Source organism: Rhizobium sp. LjRoot98 (assembly GCF_964252935.1).
GTDB lineage: Bacteria > Pseudomonadota > Alphaproteobacteria > Rhizobiales > Rhizobiaceae > Pararhizobium.
In genome coordinates this window covers 1-14,272 of the sequence record NZ_CAXUPW020000022.1, presented here as the reverse complement: position 1 = coordinate 14,272, position 14,272 = coordinate 1, and the positions used below count along the sequence as shown (strand labels likewise).

The 14,272-nt window shown below is 60.0% G+C and carries 12 protein-coding genes and 1 pseudogene; 3 read left to right on the top strand and 10 right to left on the bottom strand.

Annotation, left to right across the window (positions count from 1 at the left end; translation table 11 throughout):
• Positions 1-153 precede the first annotated feature (153 nt).
• The 10 genes and pseudogenes from ACSQ3J_RS29855 to ACSQ3J_RS29810 all read right to left on the bottom strand — a co-directional run.
• Positions 154-1,905, bottom strand: a pseudogene (locus ACSQ3J_RS29855) (sigma-54-dependent Fis family transcriptional regulator); the annotation flags it as partial.
• A gap of 181 nt (positions 1,906-2,086) precedes the next feature.
• On the bottom strand, positions 2,087-3,304 hold the full coding sequence (locus tag ACSQ3J_RS29850) for an MFS transporter (protein WP_060503347.1): 1,218 nt from the start codon (positions 3,302-3,304) through the stop codon (positions 2,087-2,089).
• 188 nt (positions 3,305-3,492) lie between these two features.
• Positions 3,493-3,972, bottom strand: a complete 480-nt coding sequence (locus ACSQ3J_RS29845) for an SRPBCC family protein (protein ID WP_060503258.1) — start codon at positions 3,970-3,972, stop codon at positions 3,493-3,495.
• A gap of 26 nt (positions 3,973-3,998) precedes the next feature.
• A complete protein-coding gene (locus ACSQ3J_RS29840; RefSeq protein ID WP_060503259.1) occupies positions 3,999-4,532 on the bottom strand; it encodes an SRPBCC family protein in 534 nt (177 codons plus the stop codon).
• A gap of 41 nt (positions 4,533-4,573) precedes the next feature.
• The gene (locus tag ACSQ3J_RS29835; RefSeq protein ID WP_060503260.1) at positions 4,574-4,918 is read right to left on the bottom strand and encodes an ArsR/SmtB family transcription factor; all 345 of its coding nucleotides are present in this window, start codon (positions 4,916-4,918) and stop codon (positions 4,574-4,576) included.
• A gap of 121 nt (positions 4,919-5,039) precedes the next feature.
• Positions 5,040-6,407: a sensor histidine kinase gene (locus tag ACSQ3J_RS29830; RefSeq protein WP_436040973.1), complete on the bottom strand. Its 1,368-nt coding sequence runs from the start codon at positions 6,405-6,407 to the stop codon at positions 5,040-5,042.
• The gene (locus ACSQ3J_RS29825) at positions 6,404-7,069 is read right to left on the bottom strand and encodes a response regulator transcription factor (RefSeq protein ID WP_060503262.1); all 666 of its coding nucleotides are present in this window, start codon (positions 7,067-7,069) and stop codon (positions 6,404-6,406) included. The genes ACSQ3J_RS29830 and ACSQ3J_RS29825 overlap by 4 nt, the downstream gene beginning before the upstream one ends.
• Positions 7,070-7,076: 7 nt before the next feature.
• On the bottom strand, positions 7,077-7,586 hold the full coding sequence (locus ACSQ3J_RS29820; protein WP_436040972.1) for a PepSY domain-containing protein: 510 nt from the start codon (positions 7,584-7,586) through the stop codon (positions 7,077-7,079).
• 72 nt (positions 7,587-7,658) lie between these two features.
• Positions 7,659-8,510, bottom strand: a complete 852-nt coding sequence (locus tag ACSQ3J_RS29815) for a hypothetical protein (protein WP_436040971.1) — start codon at positions 8,508-8,510, stop codon at positions 7,659-7,661.
• A 643-nt stretch (positions 8,511-9,153) separates the two neighbouring features.
• Positions 9,154-9,855, bottom strand: coding sequence for a peroxiredoxin-like family protein (locus ACSQ3J_RS29810; protein ID WP_060503266.1), 702 nt, complete (start codon positions 9,853-9,855; stop codon positions 9,154-9,156).
• A 1,009-nt stretch (positions 9,856-10,864) separates the two neighbouring features.
• Between ACSQ3J_RS29810 and ACSQ3J_RS29805 the strand changes: the two genes are divergently transcribed.
• From ACSQ3J_RS29805 to ACSQ3J_RS29795, 3 genes are read left to right on the top strand one after another with little or no spacing between them, the layout of a single operon-like run.
• The gene (locus ACSQ3J_RS29805) at positions 10,865-12,568 is read left to right on the top strand and encodes a sensor histidine kinase (protein WP_060503267.1); all 1,704 of its coding nucleotides are present in this window, start codon (positions 10,865-10,867) and stop codon (positions 12,566-12,568) included.
• Positions 12,568-13,203 carry a response regulator gene (locus ACSQ3J_RS29800; protein WP_436040970.1) on the top strand — a complete coding sequence of 212 codons (636 nt, stop codon included), beginning with the start codon at positions 12,568-12,570 and terminating at the stop codon, positions 13,201-13,203. The genes ACSQ3J_RS29805 and ACSQ3J_RS29800 overlap by 1 nt, the downstream gene beginning before the upstream one ends.
• Positions 13,196-14,221 carry a lysylphosphatidylglycerol synthase transmembrane domain-containing protein gene (locus ACSQ3J_RS29795; protein ID WP_436040969.1) on the top strand — a complete coding sequence of 342 codons (1,026 nt, stop codon included), beginning with the start codon at positions 13,196-13,198 and terminating at the stop codon, positions 14,219-14,221. Before ACSQ3J_RS29800 ends, ACSQ3J_RS29795 begins: the two co-directional genes overlap by 8 nt.
• The last annotated feature ends 51 nt before the right edge of the window (positions 14,222-14,272 follow it).

Below are 14,272 nucleotides of genomic sequence, written 5' to 3'. Positions count from 1 at the left end.
CTCCTGTTGTTCTTGTACAGAAGGTCAGCAAGCGGCGTGCCAGAATGGGCTGAGGCCTATTTCCCTCGCGTTCTCAATATGTTGTGAAGATACATTGTTGATCGGCCAGATAGATGCAACACCTTGGGCGCAACAGGTGTTGCAGCCGTTGCGTCAGTTCAGACGCTTCAGGCGGCGGTGAATCGTGGACCGGTTGACGCCCAGTTTTCGCGCCAGCGCCGAGACGTTTTCGCCACAGTCGTGGAGCGCCTGGCGCAGGTCGCCGTCTGTCTTGGACGAGATCGTCGCGCTCCCGGTAAAGAGGTGTTCCGGCAGGCAGTCGAGATCGATGACACCAGCGTCCGACAGCGCCGCCGCCACGCGCAGTGCGTTGGAGAGTTCGCGCCGATTGCCCGGCCAGTCGTGCGCGAGCAGCGCCGCCCGCGCTGCCTTGTCGATGCGGTAGGCCGCGCCATTTTCCTTCTGGAGGCGCCGGAGCAGCTGATCGACCAGCCAGCCAAGATCCTCGCGTTCGCGCAGTGCAGGCAGATTTACCGTCGCGGCGTTCAGCCGGTAGTAGAGGTCCTGCCGGAAGCGGCCTTCCTTGACGAGATCGGCAAGGTCGCGGTGTGAGGCGGACAGCACCCGAAGACGAACGGGCTTTGCCTTTAATGCGCCGACCGGCTGGACCTCGTTTTCCGAAAGCACCCGTAATAGCCTGCTCTGGAGGGGTAGTGGCATGTCGCCGATTTCATCCAGGAAAAGAGTGCCGCCGCTTGCCTCCTCGATCAGCCCGCGCTTTCCCTTCTGGTTGGCCCCCGTAAACGCGCCCGGCGCATAGCCAAACAGCTCGGATTCGATCAGGTGCTCCGGAATGGCGGCACAATTGACGGCAACGAAATTTCCGCTGCCCCCACAGCTGTCGTGGATTGCTCGCGCTAGATATTCCTTGCCGCTGCCCGTCTCGCCCTGAATAAGGATCGGGATATCGCGCGCCGCCAGTTTGGCCGCGCGAATTTGCAACCGCTCCATAGCGGCGTCCCCGTTGCTGAGGTCCCGAAGTGCACCCGGCAGGCGCGGCTCCGGCACGGCAGGTGCGCGGATATTGACAGCAGGAGCGATGGCACTGGCGAACAGCACCAGGCCGTTGCGCGCCCGGAGCAGCCGCTCGCCGTTCGGCCTGCCGCGCATGAAACGCGGCAGATCGTCAATATCGATGTCGAAGACGTTGGATATCTGCTGGCCGAGGAAATCGCGTGTCGCAAGGCCACGCATATTCATGGAGCGGGTGAGCGCGCCGAAGCCGCCATGCGTCAGGCCCGTGATACGGCCGCTTCCGTCGAGCGCGATCGCGGCATCGGGATCGACGTCAAGAAACTCTGGAGAGCGGGCAAGGCGCAGCACCCAGTCATTGCGCGTGCGGGTCATCAGGTTGGCAAGTTCGATGCGTCGCGCGGTGGACGCGACCAAATGCAGCGCCAGTTGCTGGCTGGCTTTAGCCGTCGGCGAGCGGAGTTGCGACATGTCGAGCACTGCGGTGAGGTCTCCCAGCGTGTCGAAGACGGGGGCGGCAGTGCAGGTCAGCCCGATATGGCTGGTGTCGAAATGATCGTCCTGATGGATGATGACAGGCTCACCGGAGACGATGCACGCTCCGACTGCGCAGGTGCCGGCACGGCTTTCCGACCACTCGGAGCCGAGATAGAGCCCTGCCTTGCGCAGCTGATTGTCAAAAGTCGGATCACCCATGAAATCGACCGTGACGCCGCGCGCATCAGACAGCAGCAGTACATAATTCTGCTCAGCGATCTGCGTGAAAAGAGCTTCGAGCCCCGAACGGCTGATGCGGATCAGTTCCTCGGCCTGCTCCCGATGTTCACGCAGCTTGAGTTCGGGTACGATGTAAGCTTCCTGCGCGATCGCCGGACCGGCGTATCACGCGGGCTGACGCCATGCAGACATCCTCCCGCGCGAATGGTCGCATAATCGGCGCCGGGTCACAATCCAGTTGTTGGGCCAGTTGTGGGGCGGCTTCGGTTGTCTAGGTCCTTCAGGCCGCCTCCCGGTTTTCAACCCGAGGCACAGGAACCGGAGCCGGGCGGGAGTTTCAAGCCGGCGCCAGTTGCGACTGGGCTGCTTTCGGGAACGGCCGGAAGGTCATCGCGATCAGGAACGCACCGATGCCGATGCCCCAGGCTCCAATATAGAGCCAGCTATAGGTGGCGAATGTATCGTAGATGAGACCTCCTGCCACCGGGCCGGTTGCCATGCCGAGACTGCCGGCCATGGCGGTTCCGCCAATGATGGTGCCCATCATCCGCTGGGGAAAGTTTTCGCGCGCCAGAACGGCGTAGAGCGGCATGACACCGGCATAGATGAAACCGAATAGGGCGGCCACGGCATAGAAGCCCGAGAGCTCGCGCACGAACACATAGGCGAGTGCGCCAAATGCCTGGATCAACAGACCAATGACCAGGATGCGTTTGGCGCCATAACGGTCTCCTAGGAGGCCGAAGGCGACACGGCCGCCCATGCCGGCCAAGCCCTCGATGCTGTAGATCGAGACGGCGGCGATCATCGGGATGCCGCAGCTGATGGCGTAGCTGACCGTATGGAAGATCGGGCCGGAATGTGTGGCGCAGCAGAAGAAGTTGGTCAGCATCAGGACGATGAATTGCGGCGAGCGCAGTGCTTGTCCCGTGGTCATCCCCGCCTGTGGTCCCTCTTCGCCAGGGATACCGTCACTCTCCTGCTTCGATACTGGCGGGTTGCGGATGAGGAGCGATGCCGGGATCATGATGGCGGCGGCGAGGGCTGCGATAATCAACATCGATTGTCGCCAGTCATAGACGGTGACGAGCCAAGCTGCGAGCGGAGACATGGTCATCGGAGCCATGCCCATGCCGGCTGAGACGAGGGAAACCGCAAGGCTGCGATGGGTGTCGAACCACCCGGTGACACAGGCCATCAGCGGCGCAAAGATGGCCGCGGTGGCACCGCCAACGACAAGGCCGAAGACCAATTGGAATTCAATCAGTGATGTTGCCCTGCTGGCAAGCGCGAGGCTGGCCGTCAGGATGATCGACCCGGTCAGTACGACGATGCGGGAGCCCCAGCGATCCGACAGGGAGCCCCAGACCATGCTCGCGAGCGCCATCGCCAGGAAGCCGATGGTCATGGCGCTGGAAATGCCGGTGACAGACCAGCCGGTACCGCGCGCGATGGGTAAAAGGAAGACGGGTAGGGAAAACATCGCACCTATTGCGAGACAGCCGAGCAGGCCGCCGGCTGCAACAATGATCCAGCGATAGGAAGATGCGTTCATGCTGATCTCCATTTCATGGAATACGATGCTTGCCTGAGAACCAGCCGGGTCATCACCGGGCTGCGGTCGGTGGTCGCGTTTAATCGCCGGGCGAATTTCGCCTCTTAGCCGAAATCGAAAGCGATGCATGGCCGCGGCAACCTGCAGCGCTGCATCCGGCTGAGCCCGCAGCAGCGCCGTAGGCCGGCTTAGGCCGTCAGCTTCTGTTCCGTATTGGTCATTGGGTCGCCGAGATTGGGGTCACCCTTGCCTATCGCGATCAGGTTTCGCAGACTGCCGTTGATATAAGTGCTCCATCCATCGGAGCAGGCGTCGTAGCATTCGTATTCAGGAACAAGGCCTTCGTGGGTAAAGCGAACTTCTGTCAGGCCGCCGGCTCGCGAGATATCGAAGATGATCTGAGTGCCCTTCCACTCGGTTTCGTCGTCGGTGAAGCTGAAATAGTTGTCGATGATCTGCCAGACGACCTTTCGGCCAGGGATCAGCTCGGTCACCTTGATCGTGCAGCGATGAATATCCTGGAAGTGATAGTCGAACGTGCTGCCGGCCACGTCGGTCGGGCCTTCGATGGCCTGTGACCACCAGCCGCGAACATTGTTGATGGCGGCAAAGGCAGTCTCCGGTGTTTGATCGACGGTAAAGCTGGTGGTGAAACTGTGACTTGTCATGGTTGTCTCCGTTTCATGGGTTATGTTCAGGCCGGGATGATCCGGTCATATTCGGTCCTTAGGCGGCTCCAGCCATCCCAGAACGGTTCCGTTGCCTCGCCCCTCAGGCGGGCGGCCAACGTGTCGAGATGCATGTGCCAGCCAGCACCGAACATCAGGGCCGCGGCGCGGTCCGGCACGCGGCGGTGGATGACGGTCAGGAGCACGTCCTTGCCTCTCGGCTCCAGTTCGAAGGACACGCTGCCGCTGCCGTCCCAGGTGATGGCGAGCCTGTGGGGCGGATCGAGCGCAGTAATCCGGCTCTGCATGCGCTGAACCTCGGCAAAGCCTTCTGGCCGCTTGCCCGGCGGATCGGATAGGGTGTTGTTGCGCCAGACGAGCTCGAAGGATGCATCGATCTTCATCGGCATCTCGCCCGCCGCCATCCACTGGCTGCGCAGGTCGCTCTGGGTCAGGTAGGCCCAGACCCGGTCGATGGGGCCGGGTAGCAGGCGTTCCATCTTCAGCGTGGCGGGCTCGATCAGCACGCCATACGAATTCGTTGGGGCAAGCGTGTTCATCGGTCGTCTCCTTCTGCTGCAAACAGTGGGAGCCTCTGTGATCAAGGCTTGGTTTTTTCGTCTTCCTCGCGCAGCAATTGTTCGAGGGCATCCAGGCGGTCGGTCCAGAAGCGTTCGTAGAATCCTAGCCACTCATGGGCGCTGGCAAGCGGCGCAGGCTCAAGGCGGCAATGGTGGGTGCGTCCGCGCACTTCGCGGCGGATCATGCCCGCACCCTCCAGAACCTTGATATGCTTTGACGCCGCGGCCAATGAAATCGAAAACGGCCCGGCCAGTTCGCTCACCGTCCGCTCTCCCCCAGCCAGGTCACGGAGCATCTGCCGGCGCGTGGCATCACCAAGGGCATGAAAGACGGAATTCATTTGCAATGCATGTTGTTCAATCATGTGGTTGAATATATGCGCGTCACTCCGTATAGTCAACTCATTGGTTGAATGTTTTTCGCAATTGGTGACAAGTTGTCTCCACAACGCCCGCTGATAACCGATGAGGTCGGGTGCTATGCCGTCAAACAGGATCGCGCAGTGGCCGTCGGGCGACCTTTACCGGAAAGGTCAACATTGCCTTCAGCCCGCCCAGGTCGGATTGCCCGAGGGTCAAAGAGGCTCCATAGGCGTCGGCGATATCCGCACTGATTGCCAGGCCGAGCCCGGTTCCGTCCGGCTCCCTGTCGTCTGCGTTGTCAAGCCGCGCCCCCCTTTGCAGGATGGATTCGCGATCTTGTTCGGCGATCCCGGGCCCGTCGTCCTCGATAAGGATCGCAATCTCGTCCTTTGATCGATGAGCGGAGAAGCGAATAAACGATCGCGCCCATTTTGCCGCGTTGTCGAGCAGGTTGCCGAGGCACTCAGCCAGGTCGGCCGGATCGACGTCAAGCGAGAGCGAGCTATCGATGGAGACCCGCCAGGCGATATCCCGCTCGGCGGTGACAGGCCTCAAGACGCTGACAAGCTTGCCGCCGAGGCCCATGATGGACGTCGTCGCCATTCGTTCGACGCCCATGCGCGCCGCCTGCAATTGACGGTCGGCACGCTGGCGGGCAAGCTCAACCTGCCGAAGTGCCAACTTCCGTTCTTCGGGCGGAAGGTGTTCGGCAAGCTGCGCAAGGACCGTCAGCGGCGTTTTGAGCCCATGGGCAAGGTCGCTGGCCCGTGCCCTGGCGCGCTCCACAGCGACTTCCCGCTCCTCCAGAAGCAGGTTGATCTCGCTGACCAGCGGCTGCATTTCGCTTGGGCCCGCCGTTCCAAAGTCCCGGGCGCGGCCGGCTCGCACCGCCGCCGCCCTCTCGCTGAGGCGGCGAAGTGGCACCAACCCGAGGGCGCCTTGAAAAAATGCGCCGGCGGCCAATACGCCGGCGGTCGCAACCAGCATCAGCCTCAAACGTCCCTGAAAATCACCGAGCGCGGCATCAAGCTCCTTTTGCGGGAACGCCGCAGATGCGACGAAGCGCACCGAAGGCGCATTTGCGCCGAGTGACAGAACCTGACTTTGGACGAGCAATGGTTGCCCATCCGGACCTTCGCTGATGGAAAATCCTTCATAGGGAGAGTCGGTCGACGTGCTGACGTCGATCGTTGTGTCCCACAGCGAGCGTGACCGCATGGCTTTGCCCTTCAAGGGCGAAATCTGCCAGTATCGCCCGCCTGTCGGAAGGTCGAAACGCGGATCCGCAGGTCCGCGGCCCAATGCGAGCTCGCCGTCTCGCACTGCAAGTTCGGCAGCGAGCGTGTCGATTATCGTGGCCATTTCGCCGCGATACCGGGCAACGACATAGTCGGTGAAGAATCGGCCGAGCGACAGCCAAACCACGAGAACTACCAGACCGATCGCGATCACCGCCCCGACCGCCAGTCGCAGCCGCAGCGAGCGCGTCATGAAGGCGTTTCCGGCAACAGATAGCCGAAGCCGCGCCGTGTCTCGATAGCGGCGTTTTCGGTTTTGCGGCGCAATCGCCCAATCATCGCCTCGACCGCATTTTTCGCTGAATCATCGTCCCGGCCCTGAACATGGCTTGCCAGTTCGAACTGGGTCAGGACTTCGCCCTTTCTTTCGATGAAATACGCGACCATACGGTATTCCAAGGGACTGAGTTCGAGCACCCCGCCATCGAAAGTAACACGACGGGTTGTCTCATCCAGGGTAAAGCGGCCCGCCGACTTGACGACTTGAAACCTTGGTCCGGCGCGGCGCAGAAGCGCCCTCAACCGGGCCACCAATTCTTCCGCGCGAAATGGTTTTGGTATGTAGTCGTCTGCTCCGGCGTCGAACCCATCGACCCGCTCCATCCACGACCCACGGGCCGTCAACACCACGACCGGTGTTTCAACCCCATCCTGCCGCCATCGCTTCAAAATCGATAGTCCATCCAGGCCCGGCAGGCCAAGGTCAAGGATGATCGCCGCATAGCTGCCATCCTCACCCCGCTCCCAGATATCGGGCCCGTGCGCCAGCGTATCGACCGCATAGCCTTCGGCTTCCAGTTTTCCACGCACATGACCGGCGATATTGAGATCGTCCTCTGCCAGAAGTATGCGCATGTGTGCCTCAAAATCCGAAGACGTTTATGAATTTGCCGGTATGTGCATTGATTCTGATTTCGTGGATCACGCCCAAACCGTCTCGTGTCTTCAACCGATAGACATCTTTACCCATGTACTGCCGGAGATCGACGGCAATGACAGTGCCGTATCTATCTGGATCAACCCCAGCGAGCACATCTTTCAAAGGCAGGACCCGCCCTTGAGCTACGGCTGCACGCGCGTTCTCCTGGTCCGTACTTTCCCGGACTTCCGATTGCCTTTGGGTCGGCTGCCCATCACGGCTATCGCCATCAGTTGTGTCCGCCGTGGACGGATTGCGTGCATCGCGGTCGCCGTTCGAGCCGGAATTTGCCTCGCTGCCTGCCGCGCCACCATCCGCGAATGCCTCGCTGCCCCCGATCATCTGTGCGAGGGACAAGGCAAGGGACCACGACAAAAGAACGCCAAGATGCCGTCGCCTCCGCGGCACGGCATCGCGCAATCCCATCAGATCCAGCCGAACACGAATTTTCATTACCCCTCGACAAGTTGCCCGGCAGAATTAACCATAAAAGTGACGAAACACGGGCCGGCAGATAATTTTCGATCAAATCCAGGCGCCCCGCATCAGTTCTGATGCGGGGCGCCTGGATTCATGGCCGACTAACACGGCCGGCATAGGGAGGCGACGAAGCTGCCGCCTCCGTGCAGTTAGCGTTGCTCGATTAGCCGGCGCCACCGGTGCCAGCACTTGTCTCACCGCTTGAGCTACCAGCACCTGTGTCGCTGCTTGCACCGCCAGCAGCTGTGTCGCTGCTCGCGCCGCCAGCACCTGTGTCGCTGCTCGCGCCACCAGCACCTGTGTCGCTGCTCGCGCCACCAGCACCTGTGTCGCTGCTCGCGCCACCAGCACCTGTGTCGCTGCTCGCGCCACCAGCACCTGTGTCGCTGCTCGCACCGCCAGCACCTGTGTCGCTGCTCGCACCGCCAGCGCCTGTGTCGCTGCTCGCACCACCAGCACCTGTGTCGCTGCTCGCGCCGCCAGCGCCTGTGTCGCTGCTCGCGCCGCCAGCACCTGTGTCGCTGCTCGCGCCACCAGCACCTGTGTCGCTGCTCGCGCCACCAGCACCTGTGTCGCTGCTCGCGCCACCAGCACCTGTGTCGCTGCTCGCACCGCCAGCGCCGGTGTCGCTGCTCGCACCACCAGCACCTGTGTCGCTGCTCGCGCCGCCAGCGCCTGTGTCGCTGCTCGCGCCGCCAGCGCCTGTGTCGCTGCTCGCGCCGCCAGCACCTGTGTCGCTGCTCGCGCCGCCAGCACCTGTGTCGCTGCTCGCGCCACCAGCACCTGTGTCGCTGCTTGTACCGCCAGCACCTGAGTCGTTACTCGAACCACCAGAGCCTGTGTCACTTCCGGTACCGCCGGTGCCGTTGTCGTTGCCGCCGCTAGAACTGGTGTCATAGCCACCATTCGGGCCGGCTTCGAAGCTGCTGGTGGTTCCGCTATCTGCGAGCGCCGTCGCTGCCAGGGGATGGTTTGGACCAAGTGCCAGTACCGAGGTCACGACCGGCCCTCCAGTCACGCTGAGAAGGCCGATTGTCGAAACGAGCAACATCTTCTTGAATGCGCTATGCATGTCTTTATCCTTTTCCTTGTTTCGGGACGGGCGGAGACTGGCATTCGGCAACTGACAGGCCACTGAGCGTGGTTGTCAGCATTCTGTCAGGTATAGTGCACGCGCCTATGGCACTTAGCTGAAACGGAAAAAGCCGCGGGGAAAGCTTGCCCTTCGAGGCGCGGGCTCAAAGGCTATCTGAACTTTAGCTGGATTGCATGGGTGATGATTTACCTCGAGAAACGGTGGTGCCTCTCGCCGTGGACACGCCAGCAAGTGACATCTCACCCATACGGCAGGCTTTTCCAAGCGCCTTCGCACTCCCAGGCCAACTACGTGGGCGAGGGTGTCTTCGAAGTCATCATTTATGGCGCGATTGCCACGCTGGGCGCGGGAAGCAGCCTAATCCTTTCGCCAATCTTGCGCTGGAGGTTATGACGGATGGGGAACGATTGTTGGCTGAGCGGCCTCCATCCCGACCGGTGCCATTTACACGAGGACGTGCATCCGTTGCTGCGCGGCGGGAAGGCCCACAAGGTCTTGAACGGCGGCGATAATATCGGCCGGCTCCGTGCGCACGAGCCAATCTGGACTAACGTCGGAAAATCGCACGGTGTGGTTTCGATCGATGACGATTGCCGCTGGCATTGGCAGTTCCCATTTTCCGGCCTCTGTCGTTGCCTCCAGTTGGACCAAGCTGCTGGACGCTACGCGCCGCGAAGGCTCGTCCAACCAATACAGTATGCCGAAGCGGCGGCCGAGTACGTTGTTTCTATCCGTGGCAATCCGGAAGTCCAGCGCTTGCTGCTCCTTGATCTCCCGCAGATTTTGCGGCGCTTGAGGGCTGACGCCAACCAGAGTTGCACCTATCCTTGCCAAGTCGGGGGCTAAATACCGATTATAGTAGGAGAGGGTGACATTGCACGTTGGCGATTTGGCGAAACGGAAAAAGATCAGCACGAGGGGCCCGTTTTCCAGAAGCACATCCAGAGTGAGGTCACCCTCATCAACCTCTGCCAGGGTGAAGGCCTGCACACTGTCTCCCCGCTTGACAAAAAGCGAGCGGTCGGCCGTTTCTGCAAGCAAACGTCGCTGATCCACATTCGCCTTCAGCTGATCGGCCGGCATGGTTGTTGCCCGCTTGTCGTGGAAATCGGCGAGTGTCTGATTGAGGCATATTTGCGGAGCCATGCTTTGCTTCCTTTACAAAACGGAGTGACGTTTTTGCGAGTAGCTTCGTTGCCATTGCCAGAGTTCAGATCACAAACTCTACCTTATAGTCTATAGAAATTCTAGACAATATTGACTGGCGATCTGACCCGACTTTGCCGGAATGAAAACGGGAATACTGTGTTCTTCACAGAGGTATAGGGATTGCAATTTTGAGCATATCCTGTCCAACCCTGCTTGGGCCTTACCTCACCATGGGTGATCACCTCAAAAGCAGGTGAGCATCGGCGCCCTGGCGGCGTCCAGTCCAACGTCAAAAGGAAAGCCGGGCAAACAAGTTCCAGCTTCAGGACATCCAAGACTTTCGTGGCGGCATACAGGATATACCGACGTCTTCGCTGCGGCGAACAACGGTCTGATCAGCTGAGCCATTTGAATGGCGGTCTGCCATCAAACGAAGGTTTGGACGAGATCCAGGCCTTACAGGTTTGGCGCGAAACGACGGAAGGTCGGTGGATTTAGAAGGAAAAGGCCTGGGTAACGTGCAAGGTCGCCACCCAGGCCTCTTATCGCTCCTCCCATTAATAATGGTGGCGATTTTCAGAGGCTTGACCTTGGGGACAGCCAAAACCCCAGCCGACCAGAATGGGGCTTTTCTAGCCAGCCAACTTTAATTTTAGCACTTCCTGAAATTACCACAATATAGTGGATCGTCATCCTCCTGAGCATTGGCCGATGGGCGGCGCTTGATGCCGCGCGCATCACTGCTACGCCTCCCGTATGGGATAAATGCGCTGTCGGCATCCGGGCCATCCGTAAGGCGTAAGGCCGGTCTTACAACGCCTATAACGCGTTCATAATTCGGATGGGTGGGCTGAACCGTGCGCGCGTGCCGATCTGCGGGGCATTATGGACTGAAACGCATCCCATCATTGACACAGGACCCGGAAACAACGAGAATTTAGCAGTACTTAATATAATGGATCCTGCCGGCCGCGGCTGCTAACGGTGCTTCGAGAAGGAGTTTCGCATGGCAAGGCTTGTTTCCGGCCCCGTGACGCAGGCGAACCGCTCCAGTTCCAGCAGCGGCCCGGCAAGAAGGGCGGGAGGGTTAACCAGGAATTTTCTGCTCGCAGCCGACCCTGAATGGTTGATCAGCATCGGGCGTTTCGTCACGGCGCTCTTTGCTGTACTGGCCGTCTATCTTGATCCCACGCAGCCGGCGGTATTTCTCGATGAATCGCAGACAAGCCTCGGACTGTACGTGGTTTTCTCCCTGCTCCTGGTCGTGTTCCCGTTGCGCATGCCGCTCGACAGCCCGATCCACCTCATCGTTCACCTAGTCGATGCCGCGGTGCTTGGTTGGCTCGCCTTTTTAACAAACGAACTCACCAGCCCGTTTTTCTCCTTTCTACCGTTTATCCTGTTGGCGATGACCATCCGCTGGGGCTTGAGGGGGGCGATACTCGGCGCGCTCACCATGCAGATCGTTCTTATCATTGTCGGTCTACCCGATTTGGAAGATGGCGAATCCGAGCTCAATGTGTTCATTATGCGTGCGACCTACTTCATGGTAGCGGCCGTGATGCTTGGCTATTTCGGGGCTTATCGCGAGCATAACCGGCAACGTTTGACGCAGCTCGCCGACTGGCCATTCGATGCCATTACCGGCGATCGGGCATCATGGCTCGGCGGATTATTTCGACACGCAGCTGGAGTTTTGGGCGCATCTTGCGTGGTGGTCGTCTGGCGGGATCAAGAACAGGATATTGGTAGTGTCGCCTACTGGCTGAATAGGGAACTGCGGCTCATAGACGTTAGCGGTGCTGCATTTTGGGATCGGCACGATCCGGAGCATATGCCTGATTTCGGCCGCGGCGAAGCATCCGTGGTCAACGCGGAAGCGTTGTCGGCCATTCTCCGTGACCTGCCGGAGTTGGCAGGCGAGGCGGGTAGGCCGGTGAGATACATCTGCTCGGCAATGTTTTCCAGTGTTCGATATCGCGGCCGGGTCTTCGTCATTGATCCGGCATGCCGTTCAGACGAGTGCGTCTCGCTCACCGAAATTGTTGCGATGAGGTTCAGGTCAGAGCTGGAGCGCCTGGCACTGATGCAGCAAGCTACCGAAGCGGCACGGTCAGCGGAGCGCACCCGCCTCGCCCGGGACCTGCATGACAGTATTCTGCAGGACCTTACGGCGGCAAGCCTGAAGCTCAAGCTCATCGCCAAATCGGCACCCGACGAAACGAAGGCGAATGTGGCGGATGTCAACGCACTTGTCTTCCACCTGCAACAGCGCATCAGGCGGTATGTCGAAGGTCAGCGATCGATCGACCAGTATGCTGACGCGCCACTCAACCAGACGCTGCCGGGCTTGATCAAGCTTCTACAACAGCAATGGGATTGCCAGATCGAGATCTCCCTGGACCCACCGGATATCGACCTGCCCAAAACGATGCTGCATGAAATCATGCAGCTTGTGTCTGAGGCTACGGCCAATTCCATCCGGCACGGCAAGGCGACACAAGTGCGGATCACGCTCATTCTGGTCGATGGGAGGCTCGAACTCGAAATCTCCGACAATGGATTGGGGATAGAAACCGACGCTATGTCGAAACGGCCCTTGTCACTGTCCGCGCGCGTTAGCGAACTCAAGGGGAACCTGACGATCGGCCGCGCATCGCCGGGGCTTAATCTGTTGATCGCATTACCTTTGAAGCAGGGAGCCCATTGATGTATTCCGTGGTGCTCGCCGACGATCATCCTTTGCTGCTTCGCGGACTGCAGGGTCTGTTAAACGCAGCGACGGAGTTTGAGGTTCTGGCGGCAACGGCGAGCGGGACGCAGGCGCTGTCGCTCATATGCGATCTCCGGCCCGATCTGGCCGTACTCGATGTTTCGATGCCGGATACCGGCGGGCTGGAAATTCAGCGGGCCATTGTCGAGAGGCGGTTGGTGGTGAAGGTGATCTTCCTCGCTGCGAGCCTGACGGGCCGCCAGATCGCGGATGCGATCTCCATGGGGGCATGGGGTATCCTATTGAAGGAATATGCTCCCGAAGCACTGCTGGACTGTATGCGACAGGTGGCAGGCGGAGAGAAATGGTTGCCCCCCGAATTGGTGACCAGGGCAACGAGCGCGCTGCCGTCCAACACCCCTGAAAAACTCAATCTGCTGACCACGCGTGAGCGGGAGGTCGCGGTATTGATCTGCGGCGGATTATCAAACAGGGCGATTGCACAGAAACTGGGAACAACGGAAGGAACGATCAGCATCCATCTGCACAACATTTATCGCAAATTGGAGATCACCAATCGCACCACGCTTGCCGCGCTCCATGTCCAATATACGGCCAATCAAAGTGGCTGATCAAACCGCCGTCACACAGGGCCGCGTGGCCAGAATTGTCCGGGTCGGACTTGGGGTGATCGTTGGGGTGGGCTTCGTCTACCTTGCCATGCGCAATGTCAGGCTCGATGAGGTTGTCACCCTGCTTGCCGGTGCGACCCTTGCGCCACTCCTGCTTGCCGTCCTTGCGTTTGTGGCCGACTTCTTCCTGAGGGCGGTCCGGTTTTGGATGATGTTGCAGTCGACGAGTGGTCGCGATCTTCCGTTGCGGCTGACGATCGGCCCCTTTATTGCCAGTTTTGGAATGAGCGATGTTCTTCCCTTGCGGGTGGGAGACGCCTTTCGGATTTTGTGGTTTAGCCGCCAATTCTCCATTCCCGCGGGGACGGTCATGGGCACCATGCTGGTGGAGCGCATCCTCGATTTGGTAACCATCGCTTTTTTGGGCGGTGTGGCACTGGCCATGCTGGACCTGAAGGCTCCGCCCGCACTGGTGTGGAATTTCCAGCTTTTGCTAGTCATCGCCCTTGCCGGCGGGTCGACGTTGTTGTTCGCCCCGGCGCTATTATGCCGCCTGCTCGAAAGGTTCTTCAACCGGGTAAAATTCGCTCCCGTTGTGGTGGTGATCGCCGCGTTGAAAGCTGCATCCCAGGCTGTCAGGCAAATCAGCTCCTGGCGCAGCCTGGTCACACTAACGATTATGTCGCTTGCCTTGTGGCTCTTGGAAAGCGTCGTCTTCCTCGGAGCCTGGGTGAGTTTGGGTGGGGCAATCGATGTCCTAATGAAACCGTTTCTGGCGTTCGCCTTCAGCACACTCGGGACATTAGTGCCCAGTCTTCCCGGTCATTTCGGCCCGTTTGAATTTTTCGGACTTCAGGCTTTTGCGTTGGCCGGGGTGGAGACAGGGATTGCAGCAGCTGTCGTGTTGCTGGCGCATCTCATCCTGTGGGCGCCGACTGCCCTCTTTGGGGTGGGCTGGCTGATGTTTGCGGCGTCACGAGCGCCGGATGCCACGCGACGGGCCCAGAACGCAGATTGAATGCCGTTGCGATGCACCCACGCGTTCTCAGAGTTTCGACGCGTCAGATCC